The organism is Amycolatopsis sp. 505, assembly GCF_031625235.1.
Lineage (GTDB): Bacteria > Actinomycetota > Actinomycetes > Mycobacteriales > Pseudonocardiaceae > Amycolatopsis.
Map to the genome: position 1 here is coordinate 136,856 of NZ_JACKQP010000006.1, position 14,533 is coordinate 151,388.

A 14,533-nucleotide genomic window follows, 5' to 3' on the forward strand; every position below is an offset into this window, starting at 1 on the left:
GAACCATGGCCACGCCCGAGAAGGTGCTCGACGCGCTGCGCGCCTCCGTCAAGGAGGCCGAGCGGCTGCGGCGGCAGAACCGGCAGCTCGTCGAGGCCGCGACCGAGCCGATCGCCATCGTCGCGATGGCCTGCCGGTTCCCCGGCGGCGTGCGCTCGCCGGAAGGGCTGTGGGACCTGGTGGCCCGCGGCGGGGACGCCGTGTCGGCGTTCCCCGCCAACCGCGGCTGGGACACCGCGGCGCTGTTCGACGACGCCAGCCGACCGGGCACGACCTACGCCCGCGAAGGCGCGTTCCTGCACGACGCCGACCTCTTCGACGCCGGGTTCTTCGGGATCTCGCCGCGGGAGGCTCTGGCCATGGACCCCCAGCAGCGGCTGCTGCTGGAGATCTCGTGGGAAGTCTTCGAGCGCGCCGGGATCGACCCGGCGTCCCTGCGTGGCAGCCGGACCGGCGTGTTCGTCGGCTCCAACGGGCAGGACTACCTGACCCTGCTGCGGTCCTCGGCCGAGGACGTCGAGGGCTACCTCGGCACCGGCAACGCGGCGAGCGTCGTCTCCGGCCGGCTCGCGTACCTGTTCGGGTTCGAGGGTTCGGCGCTGACCGTCGACACGGCGTGTTCGTCGTCGCTGGTCGCCCTGCACCTCGCCGCGCAGGCGCTGCGCCAGGGCGAATGCGACCTGGCGCTGGCCGGTGGCGTCACCGTGATGGCGACGCCGGGGACGTTCGTCGAGTTCAGCCGCCAGCGCGGGCTCGCCCCGGACGGCCGGGTCAAGGCGTTCGCCGAGGCGGCCGACGGCACCGGCTGGGGCGAAGGCGCCGGCGTGCTGCTGGTCGAGCGGCTGTCCGACGCCCGGCGCCACGGCCACGACGTCCTCGCCGTGGTGCGCGGCTCGGCGGTCAACCAGGACGGCGCGTCCAACGGCCTCACCGCACCCAACGGCCCGGCCCAGCAACGGGTGATCCGGGCCGCCCTGGACAACGCCCGGCTGTCCACTTCGGACGTCGACGTCGTCGAGGCGCACGGTACCGGTACGACGCTCGGCGACCCGATCGAAGCCCAGGCGCTGCTGGCCACCTACGGCCAGGACCGGGAGACGCCGTTGTGGCTGGGCTCGGTGAAGTCGAACATCGGCCACACCCAGGCGGCGGCCGGGGTGGCCGGGGTGATCAAAATGGTCATGGCCATGCGCCACGGCGTCCTCCCGAAGACGTTGCACGTGGACGCGCCGTCGTCCCATGTGGACTGGTCGGCCGGTTCGGTGGAGCTGCTGACCGAACCGCGCGAGTGGACGGCCGACCGTCCGTTGCGGGCCGCGGTGTCGTCGTTCGGCGTCAGCGGCACCAACGCGCACACCATCCTCGAGTCCGTTCCGCCCGCCGAGCCGGTGCCCGCGGAGGCGCCGGTCGGCACGCTGACGCCGTGGCCGCTGTCGGCGAAGACCCCGGAAGCGCTGCAGGAGCAGCTTTCCCGGCTCGCCGAGGTGCCGGCCGGCCCCGCGGCCATCGCCCGGACGCTGACCACCCGGACCGCGCTCGACCACCGCGCGGTCGTCCTCGACGGGACGGTGGTCACCGGGGAGGCTCGGGAGGACACCCGCCTGGCGGTGTTGTTCACCGGACAGGGCGCCCAGCGGATCGGGATGGGCCGCGAGCTGTACGAGCGGTTCCCGGTCTACGCCTCGGCGTTCGACGAGGTGTGCGCGCACTTCCGGCCGGAGCTGCGCGAGGCCTTCGACGATGCCGAGCGGCTGGAGCGCACGGAGTTCACCCAGCCGGCGTTGTTCGCTCTCGAGGTCGCCCTGTTCCGCCTGGTCGAGTCGTTCGGCGTGCGCCCGGACTTCGTCGCCGGGCATTCGATCGGGGAGATCGCGGCCGCGCACGTGGCCGGAGTGCTGTCCCTGTCCGATGCGTGCACGCTGGTCTCGGCCCGAGCCTCCTTGATGCAGGCGTTGCCGCCGGGCGGGGCGATGGTCTCGATCGCCGCGCCGGAGTCGGCCGTCACCTTGACCGAGGGCGTCTCGATCGCGGCGGTGAACGGCCCCGAGTCGGTGGTGATCTCCGGCGAGGAGTCCGCGGTCCTCGAAGTCGCGGCGCAGTTCCCCAAGACCAAGCGCCTGTCGGTGAGCCATGCGTTCCACTCGCCGTTGATGGACCCGATGCTCGACGAGTTCCGCGCGGTCGCCGAACAACTCCAGTACCACCCGGCGCGGATACCGGTGCTCTCGAATGTGAGCGGTGCTCTCACTTCGTCGTTCACGGCGGACTACTGGGTCCGGCACGTCCGGGAAACGGTCCGGTTCGCCGACGGCGTCACGGCACTCGAAGCCGAAGGTGTCCGCACCTTCCTCGAACTCGGCCCCGACGGCGTCCTCAGCGCGATGGTGCCGGGGGCGGCCTTCCCCGCGCTGCGGCGGGACCGCGACGAGGAGCGCACCCTGCTGACCGCCCTCGCCGGGGTGTGGGTCCGCGGCGGCACCGTCGACTGGGCGGCCTACCTGCCCGCCGGGCCGCGGGCCGACCTGCCCACGTACCCGTTCCAGCGCGAACGGTTCTGGCCGCGCCCCGCGCGGCACCACGTCGAGCTCGACCGGTACCGGGTCGCCTGGACCCCCTTGGCGCCCACCGAGACGCCTGCCCTCGCCGGCGACTGCCTCGTCGTCGACCCGTCTCCGCAGCTCGAAGCCGCCCTGGCCGGGTGGGACGGCCGCGTGGTGCGCCTCGACGGCCCGGTCACCGCCGAGGACCTGCGCGGCATCGACCCGGTCGTCGTGCTCAGCAGCGCCGGACCGGAACCGGCCATCGACCTCCTGCGGGCCCTCGGCGGCGCCGGGATCGACGCGCCGCTGTGGTGCGTCACGTCGGGCGCCGTCCGGGTCACCGACGCGGACCCCGCACCGGACCCGGACCAGGCCGCCGTCTGGGGTCTCGGCCGCGTCGCCGCGCTCGAACACCCGGACCGCTGGGGCGGCCTGATCGACCTTCCAGCCACTGCGGCCCCGGAGAAGCTCCAGGCACTGCTCGGCGGTGGCGAAGACCAGGTCGCCATCCGCGCGGAAGGGACCTTCGGTCGTCGCCTCGAGCACGCGCCCCCGGCGGGTCCGAAGTGGACTCCGCGTGGCACCGTGCTCGTCACCGGCGGCACCGGAGCGCTCGGCTCGCACGTCGCCCGCCGTCTCGCCCGCGAAGGCGCCGACCACCTCGTGCTCGTCTCGCGCCGGGGCGCCGACGCGCCGGGCGCCACCGAACTGAGCGCGGAACTCGCCGAGCTGGGCACCCGGGTGACCTTCGCCGCCGGTGACGTCGCCGACCGGGATTTCGTCGCCGACCTCCTGGAGCGGGTCAGCCCCGGGCTCGCCGCCGTCGTGCACACGGCCGGCGTCGTCCGATCCGCCCCCCTGTCCGAGGTGGACAACTTCGCGGAACACTGGGCGGCCAAGGCGACCGGCGCCCGCCACCTCGACGAACTCCTCGCCGACACCGACCTCGACGCGTTCGTCCTCTTCTCCTCGATCGCCGGCGTCTGGGGCAGCGGGCAGCAGGGCGGCTACGGCGCCGCCAACGCCTACCTCGACGCGCTCGCCGAAGCCCGCCGCGCCCGCGGCCTGGCCGCCACCGCGGTGGCCTGGGGCCCGTGGGCGGACGGCGGAATGGCCGCCGACAACGACGCCGAGGACTACCTGTTCCGCCGCGGCCTCCGTGCGCTGAATCCGGACGCGGCCGTCTCGGCCCTGCTGCACGCCGCGGGCGGCGACACGAACGTGACCGTCGCCGACGTCGACTGGCCCCGGTTCACCGCCGCCTTCACCTCCCGGCGGCCGAGCCCGCTGCTGACCACCATCCCCGAAGCCGTCCTCGACGAACCGGCGGCCGAACCCGGCGGTCTCGTCGCCCGGCTGCGCGGGCTGTCCGCGGCCGCCGCGGGTGACGTGCTGCTGCAGGTGGTCCGCGACCAGGCCGCCGCGGTGCTCGGCCACCCCAGCGCGGCCGCCGTCGCCCCGGACCGGGCGTTCCAGGACCTGGGCTTCGACTCCCTGACCGCGATCGAACTGCGGGACGCCCTGCGTGCGGAAACCGGCCTCGCGCTGCCCGCGACGCTCGTCTACGACTGGCCGACACCGGAGGCGCTCGCCGGGCACCTGCGGGCCGGCGTCCTGGGTGACGCCGTCGCCGTAGCTCCCACGACGGTGTCCGCGGCCGCCGACGAGCCGATCGCGATCGTCGCGATGAGCTGCCGGTACGCGGGCGGCGTCACCTCGCCGGAAGACCTGTGGCGCCTGGTGTCCGAAGGCGCGGACGCGGTCTCGGGCTTCCCCGCCGACCGCGGCTGGGACCTGGAGAACCTCTACGACGCCGACCCCGCGCGGCTCGGCTCGGTGACGGTGACCGAAGGCGCGTTCCTCGACGCGGCGGGCGCGTTCGACCCCGGGTTCTTCGGCATCTCGCCGCGCGAAGCCCTCGCGATGGACCCGCAGCAACGGCTCCTCCTGGAGCTCGCGTGGGAGGCCTTCGAGCGCGCGGGCCTCGACCCGGCGACCCTGCGAGGCAGCCGGACCGGCGTCTTCGCGGGCACGAACAGCCACGACTACATGAACTTGCTCCTCGGCTCGGCCGACGTCCTCGAAGGCCACCTGGCCACCGGCAACGCGGCGAGCGTCGCTTCGGGCCGGCTGGCCTACACCTTCGGGCTGGAGGGCCCGGCGGTTTCGGTGGACACGGCGTGCTCGTCGTCGCTGGTCGCGCTGCACCTGGCGGTCCAGTCGCTGCGGCTCGGCGAGTGCACGATGGCCCTGGCCGGCGGGGTGACGGTGATGGCCACGCCGGGCACGTTCGTCGAGTTCAGCCGCCAGCGCGGCCTCGCCGCCGACGGCCGCTGCAAGGCCTTCGCCGACGCCGCGGATGGCACCGCCTGGGGCGAAGGCGCCGGCCTGCTGCTGCTGGAACGGCTGTCGGACGCGCAGCGCCACGGCCACCGGATCCTGGCCGTGGTCCGCGGCTCGGCGGTCAACCAGGACGGTGCGTCGAACGGCCTGACCGCGCCGAACGGCCCGGCCCAGCAGCGCGTCATCCGCGCGGCACTGGCCGACGCCGGACTGTCCACTTCGGATGTCGACGCCGTCGAAGCACACGGCACCGGAACGACCCTCGGTGACCCGATCGAAGCCCAGGCGCTGCTGGCCACCTACGGCCAGTCGCGTGAGACGCCGCTGTGGCTGGGCTCGGTGAAGTCGAACATCGGCCACACCCAGGCGGCGGCGGGTGTCGCGGGTGTGATCAAGATGGTGCTGGCGATGCGCCACGGCGTCCTCCCGAAGACGTTGCACGTGGACACGCCTTCGTCCCATGTGGACTGGACGTCGGGTGCGGTCGAGCTGCTGACCGAGTCGCGCGAGTGGTCGGCCGACCGTCCGTTGCGGGCCGCGGTGTCGTCGTTCGGCATGAGCGGCACCAACGCACACACGGTCCTGGAGGCCTTCCCGCAGGCCGAAGCCACGCCCAGTCCTGAGGCGGGACCGGTGCCGTGGGTGCTGTCGGCCCGGTCGGCCGACGCGTTGCGCGGGCAAGCGCAGGCCCTGCTCGCGCGGGTCGACGCGGCTCCAGCCGACATCGGCTTCTCCTTGGCGACCACCCGGGCTTCGCTCCCGCACCGCGCGGTCGTGATGGGCGACTTCGCCGCGGGCCTGTCCGCGCTGGCCGAGGGCACCCCGGCGGCCCACGTCGTCACCGGCGTGGCCGAGGCGCCGGGCAAGGTCGCGCTGGTGTTCCCCGGCCAGGGTTCCCAGTGGGCGGGGATGGCCCTCGAACTCGCGGAGTCCTCGCCGGTGTTCGCCGCCCGGCTGGACGAGTGTGCGACGGCGCTGCAATCCTTTGTGGACTGGCGGCTCCGTGACGTACTGGCCGACGCGGCGGCGTTGAGCCGGGTCGACGTGGTGCAGCCCGCCTTGTTCGCGGTCATGGTTTCGCTGGCGGAGCTGTGGCGGTCGTTCGGCGTGGTCCCGGACGCGGTCGTCGGCCACTCCCAGGGCGAGATTGCCGCCGCCGTGGTCTCCGGAGCGCTTTCGCTGGATGACGGCGCTCGGGTCGTGACCCTGCGCAGCAAGGCGATCCTCGCGCTGGCCGGACGCGGCGGAATGGTCTCGGTGGCCGCACCGCTCGACGAGGTGGCGACGAGACTGAGCGACGGACTGTCGATCGCGGCGGTGAACGGCCCCACCGCCGTCGTCGTCTCCGGGACGCCGGGTGCGCTCGACGACCTGATCAGGTCCTGCGAAGCCGACGGGATCCGCGCGAAGCGGGTGCCGGTGGACTACGCCTCCCACTCCGCCCAGGTCGAGCAGCTGCGCGACGAACTCCTCGACGTCCTGGCCCCGATCACGCCCCGCCACGGCGAAACCGCCTTCCTCTCGACGGTGACCGGGGAGTGGAACGAACATGTCGATGCCGAGTACTGGTACACCAACCTCCGCAGCACCGTCCGCCTCGACACGGCGATCGAGCGCCTGAAGTCCGAAGGTTTCGGGACGTTCATCGAAGCGTCACCGCACCCGGTCCTGACCATGGCGCTCGGCGAGGACGTCGTCGCGCTGGGCTCCCTCCGCAAGAACGACGGCAGCCTGACCCGCTTCCACACCGCCCTCGCCGAGGCGCACGTCCACGGCGTCGCCATCGACTGGACGCCGGCGTTCCCGGACGCCCACGTCGTCGACCTCCCCACCTACGCCTTCCAGCGCAAGCAGTACTGGCCGCGCCCGGCCGTCCGCACCGGCGACGCCGCCGGGCTCGGCCTCGGCGCCGTCGACCACCCGCTGCTCGGCGCCGCCGTCACCCTCGCCGACGACGACCGGATCGTCCTCACCGGACGGCTGTCGCGGCAGACCCACCCCTGGCTCGCCGACCACGACATCCTCGGCGCCGCCCTGCTGCCCGGCACGGCGTTCGCCGAACTCGCGCTCCACGCGGGCGACCACACCGGCTGCGGCACCGTCGAAGAGCTCACCCTCGGCGCACCCCTCGCCGTGCCCGCCACCGGCGGCGTGCAGCTCCAGGTCGTCGCCGACCCGCCGGGGGAAGACGGCCGCCGCGGCCTGACCGTCAGCGCCCGCCCCGACCAGCCCGGCGCGCGCTGGACCCGGCACGCCCAGGGCGTCCTGGCCCCCGGCACCCCCGAACCGGCCGGGCTCCCGGCCGAATGGCCGCCCGCCGCCGACCCCCTCGACGTCGACGCCCACTACGCCGCGCTCGCCGAGGCCGGCTACCACTACGGGCCCGCCTTCCGCGGCCTCCGCGCGGCCTGGCGCCACGACGGCGCGGTGTTCGCCGAGGTCGAGCTGCCCGGTACCGACGCGTTCGCCGTGCACCCCGCCCTGCTCGACGCCGCCCTGCACGCACTCGGCCTCGGCGGGTTCTTCCCCGACGACGGCCGGGCGCGGCTGCCGTTCGCCTTCACCGATGCCGCCCTGTTCGCCACCGGAGCGACGGCCCTGCGGGTGCGCCTGGCCGCGGCCGGGCCGAACGCGGTCTCCGTCGTGGCCACCGACCCGGCCGGCAACCCGGTCGCGCGCATCGGCTCACTCGCGTTCCAGGTGACATCGTCCACAGTGGACGCAACGCCGGATGCGCTGTTCCGCACGGAATGGACTCCGCTCGCCCAGGTCGTGAGTGGTAAGGCTGGTGCTAACCCGCCTTACCACTCACAACTGGCCAGGCTCGATGTCGTGCCGGCCGCTGTTGTGCTGCCGGTGACGAGTGTCGAGCAGGTCCTCGAAGCCGCGAAGGAGTGGCTGGCCGACCCGCGGTGCGCTCACGCCCGGCTCGTCGTGCTCACCACCGGCGCACTCGCCGCGCTCCCCGGCGACCCGGTGCCCGCCTTGGATCAGGCCCCGGCGTGGGGCCTGATCCGCTCGGCCCAGTCCGAGCACCCGGGCCGGTTCGTGCTCGTGGACGTCGACGACCGGGCCGACGTGCAGGCCGCGATCGGAACCGCGCTCGCTTCGGGCGAACCGCAGGTCGCCGCCCGCGCCGGGACACTGCTCGTCCCGCGCCTCGCCCGTCCGGCGGCCGAGCTGACCCTGCCCGCGGACGACGCCTGGCGCGTCGGCACCACCGGCACCGGCACGCTCGACGGCCTGGCGACGATGCCGGTTCCGGAAGCCGAACTCGGGCCGGACGAGATCCGGGTCGAGGTCCGCGCGGCCGGGCTGAACTTCCGGGACGTCCTCATCACCCTGGGGATGTACCCGGGCCAGGCGTTGATGGGCGGCGAGGCCGCGGGTGTCGTGCTGGAAACCGGGTCACGGGTGCGGGGACTCGCCGTCGGCGACCGCGTCACCGGCCTGTTCGCCGGTGCGCTCGGCCCGGTCGCGGTCACCGACCACCGCCTGGTGACACCGATGCCGGCGGCGTGGAGCTTCGCCGATGCCGCGTCGGTGCCCGTCGCCTTCGCCACCGCCTACTACGGCCTGTTCGACCTCGGCGGGCTCGAAGCGGGCCAGTCCGTGCTCGTCCACGCGGCCGCGGGCGGCGTCGGCATGGCCGCCGTCCAGCTCGCCCGCTGGAAGAACGCCGAGGTGTTCGCCACCGCGAGCACGTCGAAACACGACGTGCTCGAAGAACTGGGGCTGGACACTGTCCACATCGGAGACTCCCGTTCACTGTCCTTCGAGGACCACTTCCGCGAAGCGACCGGCGGCCGCGGCGTCGACGTCGTGCTCGACGCCCTGGCCGGCGAGTTCGTCGACGCGTCCCTGCGGCTGCTGCCGCGCGGCGGCCGGTTCGTCGAGATGGGCAAGGCCGACGTCCGCGACGCCGAGGACGTCGCCCGCGCGCACGAAGGGGTGCGCTACCGCGCGTTCGACCTCATCGAAGCGGGACCCGAGCGCCTGCAGGAGATCCTGCGCGAACTCGCCGGGCTCTTCGAAACCGGCGCGCTCACCCCGCTGCCGCGGCGGACCTGGGACATCCGGCAGGTGCCGGAGGCGTTCCGGTTCATCAGCCAGGCCCGGCACGTCGGCAAGAACGTCGTGACCCTGCCGCGGAAACCCGACCCGGACGGCACCGTGCTCGTCACCGGCGGCACCGGTACGCTCGGCGCCCGGATCGCGCGGCACCTGGTGACCGCGCACGGCGTCCGGCGGCTGCTCCTGCTCAGCCGCCGCGGCCCGGACGCTCCCGGCGCCGCCGAACTGACCGACGAGCTGACCACCCTGGGCGCCGAAGTCTCCGTCGTCGCGTGCGACGCGGCCGACCGGGACGCGCTCGCCGAGGTGCTGGCCGACCGGCCGCTCACCGGGATCGTGCACACCGCCGGCGTCCTCGACGACGGCCTGCTGACCAGCCTCGACCCGGCGAAGCTCGCGGCCGTGCTGCGGCCCAAGGTCGACGCCGCCGTCACCCTGCACGAGCTGACGCGCGACCAGGACCTCGCGCTGTTCGTGCTCTTCTCGGCGGCCGCGGGCGTGTTCGGTACGGCCGGGCAGGGCAACTACGCGGCCGCGAACACCGCCCTCGACGCCCTGGCCGCGCACCGCCGCGCGCTCGGCCTGCCGGGCGTGTCCCTGGCCTGGGGCCTGTGGGCGGAGGCCAGCGGCATGACCGGCCACCTCGGCGCCGCCGACCTGGCCCGGATGTCGCGGGGCGGCATGACCGGGCTGTCCGGCGCCGAAGGCCTGGCGCTGTTCGACGCGGCCATCGCCCGCGGCGAGACCTTGGCCATCCCGGCCCGGCTCGACCTGTCCGCCACGACCGGCCCGGTCCCGCCGCTCCTGCGCGGGCTCGTCCGCGGCACCCGCCGGACGGCCACCGCGGTGCCGGCGGGGGACGACCTGGCCGCCCGCCTGCGGAAACTGCCGGCCGCCGAGCGCGACCGCCGGCTGCTGGAGCTGGTCCGAGACCACGTCGCCGCGGTGCTCGGGCACGACACGGCCGGCGAGATCGAGCCGGGCCGCTCGTTCGCCGAACTCGGCTTCGACTCCCTGACCGCCGTCGAGCTGCGCAACCGGCTCGGCGCCGCGACCGGCCTGCGGCTGCCCGCGACGCTCGTCTTCGACCACCCGGCCCCGGCGGCTCTCGTGACCTTCCTGCGGACCGGGCTGTTCGGTGGTGAGCCCGAGCCGGCCGCGGTGGTCCCGGCCGGCGCGACCGGCGACGACCCGGTCGTCATCGTCGCGATGAGCTGCCGTTACCCGGGCTCGGTCGCCTCGCCGGAGGACCTGTGGGACCTGGTCGCGGGCGGCGTCGACGCGATCTCGCCGTTCCCCGCCGACCGCGGCTGGGACCTCGACGGCCTGTATGCGCCCGAACCCGGGACGCCGGGCCGCGTCTCCACGCGCAACGGCGGGTTCGTGGCCGACGCCGGCCGGTTCGACCCGGAGCTGTTCGACATCTCGCCGCGCGAAGCGCTGACCATGGACCCGCAGCAGCGGCTCCTGCTGGAAGCGACTTGGGAGGCGTTCGAACGCGCCGGCATCGACCCGCTGTCGGTCCGCGGCAGCCGGACCGGCGTGTTCGTCGGCGCGGCCACCTCCGGCTACGGTGCCGGCGCGGCCACCGACGGTCTCGAAGGGCACCTGATGACCGGCGGGACGTCGTCGGTGGCCTCAGGCCGGCTGTCGTACGTGTTCGGCCTGGAAGGGCCGGCGCTGACGGTGGACACGGCGTGCTCGTCGTCGCTGGTGGCCCTGCACCTGGCGGTCCAGTCGCTGCGAAGCGGCGAATGCGACCTGGCGCTCGCGGGCGGCGTGACGGTCATGCCGACGCCGGGCGTGCTGCTCGCGTTCAGCCAGCAGCGCGGCCTGGCCGGGGACGGCCGGTGCAAGGCGTTCGCCGAGGGCGCGGACGGCACCGGCATGGCCGAGGGCGTCGGCCTGCTGCTGGTGGAGCGGCTGTCGGACGCGCGCCGGCACGGGCACGACGTCCTGGCCGTGGTGCGCGGGTCGGCGGTGAACTCCGACGGCGCGTCGAACGGCCTGACCGCGCCGAACGGCCCGTCCCAGCAGCGGGTGATCCGGGCCGCCCTGGCCGACGCGGGCCTCGCTCCGTCCGAAGTGGACGTGGTGGAGGCGCACGGCACCGGGACGAAACTGGGCGACCCGATCGAAGCCCAGGCCCTGCTGGCGACGTATGGGCAGGATCGTGCCACGCCGTTGTGGCTCGGCTCGGTGAAGTCGAACCTGGGGCACACCCAGGCCGCGGCCGGAGTCGCGGGCGTGATCAAGATGGTGCTGGCGATGCGGCACGGCGTCCTGCCGCGAACGTTGCACGTGGACGCACCGACGTCCCAAGTGGACTGGACGTCCGGTGCGGTCGAGCTGCTGACTTCGGCGCGCGAGTGGACCTCCGACGGGCCGCGGCGCGCGAGTGTCTCGTCGTTCGGCATCTCGGGCACCAACGCCCACACCATCCTCGAGCAAGCCCCGGACGTCGTGGCCGAGGAGCGGTCGCCGGTCACCGGCCCGGTGCCGTGGCTGCTGTCGGCCAAGACCCCGGCGGCCCTGCGCGCCCAGGCGACCCGCCTGCACGACTTCCTCAGCGACCGCGAAGTGCACCCCGCGGACGTGGCGCTGAGCCTGGCCACCACCCGCGCCGACCTCGGCCACCGCGCCGCGGTCGTCGGCGAGACCGGTCCGGAGCTGCTGGCCGGGCTGGCCGCGCTCGGCGACCTCGGCGCCCTCACCGGCAGCGGGGCACCCGGCCGCCTGGCCGTCCTCTTCACCGGGCAAGGCGCGCAGCGACCCGGGATGGGCCGGGAGCTGTCCGCGCGGTTCCCGGTGTTCGCGCAGGTCTTCGCCGAGGTCCGTGCCCTGCTCGGGGACGTCGGACCGGGCGACCTCGACCAGACGGGGCACGCGCAGCCCGCGATCTTCGCCCTCGAAGTCGCCCTCTTCCGGCTCGTCGAATCCTGGGGCGTCCGGCCGGACTTCGTGGCCGGGCACTCGATCGGCGAACTGGCCGCCGCGCACGTCGCCGGCGTGCTGTCGCTGCCCGACGCGTGCACGCTGGTCGCCGCGCGGGCGAGCCTGATGCAGGCGCTGCCCGAAGGCGGCGCGATGGTCGCCGTCGGCGCACCCGAAGCGGACGTCGAGGCCGCGTTGACCGACGGTGTCGGCATCGCCGCGGTCAACGGGCCGGCCAGCACCGTGCTCTCCGGTTCGGAGTCCGCCGTGCTGGCGCTCGCGGGTGAGTTCGCGGCCCGCGGCGTCAAGACGAAGCGGCTGCGCGTCAGCCACGCCTTCCACTCGCCGCTGATGGACCCGATGCTGGCGGAATTCGGGACGGTGGCGGCGAAACTGACCTACCGCGAGCCGGTGATCCCGGTCGTGTCGACCCTGACCGGGGCGCTCGCTTCGTCGTTCACGGCCGATTACTGGGTGCGGCACGTACGGGAGACCGTCCGGTTCGCCGACGCGGTCCGCACCCTCGCCGACCAGGGGGCGAGCACCTTCCTGGAGGTCGGCCCCGACGGCGTCCTCTCCGCGATGGCGGCCGAAACCGCCGACATCCCGGCGATCCCGACCCTGCGCGCCGGCGAGGACGAGCCGCGGGCCGTGGTCACGGCGTTCGCGCGGCTGCGGACCGCCGGCTTCCCGCTCGACGCCTCGGCCCTCCTCGAAGGTGCCCGGCGGACCGAGCTGCCGACGTACGCCTTCCAGCGATCCCGCTTCTGGCTCGAACCCGCGGCCCTGGCGTCCACTGTGGACGCGGGGCGGTACCGGGTCGGCTGGCGTCCGGTGGCCGCGTCCGCGGGACGGCTGACCGGCCGCTGGCTCGTCGTCGGCGACGTCCTCGCCGACGACGTCGCGCGGGCGCTGGCCGCTCACGGCGCCGAGCCGGTGGTCTCGTCCGGTGCGGGGGACCGAGCCAGCCTGACCGCCGTGCTGCGCGACCACGCCGACGTCGAGGGCGTCGTCTCGTTGCTGGCCCTCACCGGTGACGCGGAGGCCGGGCTCGCCGCCAACCTGACGCTCACCCAAGCCTTCGCGGATTCCGGCGTCCCGGCCCGGCTGTGGTGCCTGACCCAGGGCGCGGTGCACGGCGTTTCCCGCCCCGACCAGGCGACCACCTGGGGTTTCGGCCGGATCGCGGCGCTCGAGCTGCCGTCCGCCTGGGGCGGCCTCGCCGACCTGCCGGAAACCCTCGACGCGGCGGCCGGGGCCCGGCTCGCCGCGGTCCTCGCCGACGGCACCGAGGACGAGGTCGCCATCCGCCCGGACGGCGTCTTCGCCCGCCGGCTCGCTCCCGCCCCGGCCGGGGAAACCCGGGATTGGCGGCCCCGCGGCACGATCCTGATCACCGGCGGCACCGGCGCGCTGGGCGCCGCCGTCGCGCGGGAACTCGCCGAGGCGGGCGCCGAACACCTCGTCCTCACCAGCCGGCGCGGCGTCGAGGCACCCGGCGCGGCCGAGCTGGCCTCGGAGCTGTCCGCTCTCGGCGTCCGCGTCACGCTCGCCGCCTGCGACGCGGCCGACCGGGACGCCCTGGCAGACGTCCTCGCGGCGATCCCGGCGGACTTGCCGCTGACCGCCGTGGTGCACGCGGCCGGCACGGGCCAGCACGGCCCGCTCACCGAGATCACGCCCGAGGAGGTGTCCGCCGTCCTCGCCGGGAAGGTGGCCGGCGCGCGGCACCTCGACGAGCTGACGCACGACCTCGACGCCTTCGTGCTGTTCTCCTCGATCTCCGGGGTGTGGGGCAGCGGCGAGCAGGCGGTCTACGGCGCGGCCAACGCCTTCCTCGACGCACTGGCCGAAGAACGCCGTGGCCGTGGGCTGGCCGCGACCGCGATCGCCTGGGGCCCGTGGGCCGGCTCGGGCATGGCCGCCGACGCCGACGCCGTCCGGATGCTGCGCGGACGTGGTCTGCCGCCGATCGACCCGGCGAAGGGCGTCGCGGCCTTCCGGCGGGCGCTGGCCGCCGACGACCCGGCCGTCGTCGTCGCGGACGTCGACTGGGCCCGCTTCACGCCGGTCTTCACCGCGGCCCGGCCGCGTCCACTGCTGGCCGACCTCCCGGCGGCGCGGGAGGCCGTGGCCGAGCCGGAGCCGACGTCGACCGGGTTCGCGTCGCTGCCCGCGGGGGAGCGGCCGAAGGCGCTGCTCACGCTGGTCCTCGACCAGGTCGCGGGCGTGCTCGGGCACACCTCGGGCGCGGCGATCGGGCCCGAACGCGCGTTCAAGGAGCTCGGGTTCGACTCGCTCATGGCCGTCGAGCTGCGCAACCGGCTCGCCGCCGGGACCGGGCTGACCCTGCCCGCGTCGCTCGCCTTCGACCACCCGACGGCCGCCGACCTGGCCGAGGAGCTCGACCGCCGGTTCGGGGGCGGCGACTCCGGCGTCCGCCTGCTCGACGAGCTCGACCGGCTGGAGGCCGCGTTCGAGACCGCCACCGAGGCGGACCTGGCCCGCGACGAGATCACCGCGCGCCTGCGGGGCGTCCTCACGCGGTGGACCGAGCTGGCCGGCGGGACCGACCTGAGCGGCGCCGGCGACGACGAGCTCTTCGACTTCATCGACAGCACCTTCCGGACTTCTTGAGACAG

At 74.8% G+C, this 14,533-nt stretch carries 1 protein-coding gene; it reads left to right on the forward strand.

What is annotated here, in order from left to right:
* The first annotated feature begins 5 nt into the window (after window positions 1-5).
* Window positions 6-14,528 (forward strand): SDR family NAD(P)-dependent oxidoreductase, encoded by a 14,523-nt coding sequence (locus tag H5965_RS22925; RefSeq protein ID WP_310972179.1) that lies wholly within the window; start codon window positions 6-8, stop codon window positions 14,526-14,528.
* Window positions 14,529-14,533 lie beyond the last annotated feature (5 nt).

Coding starts and splice junctions, on each gene's coding strand:
- H5965_RS22925 (WP_310972179.1), top strand. CDS start 6: ATGGCCACGCCCGAGAAGGTGCTCGACGCGCTGCGCGCCTCCGTCAAG.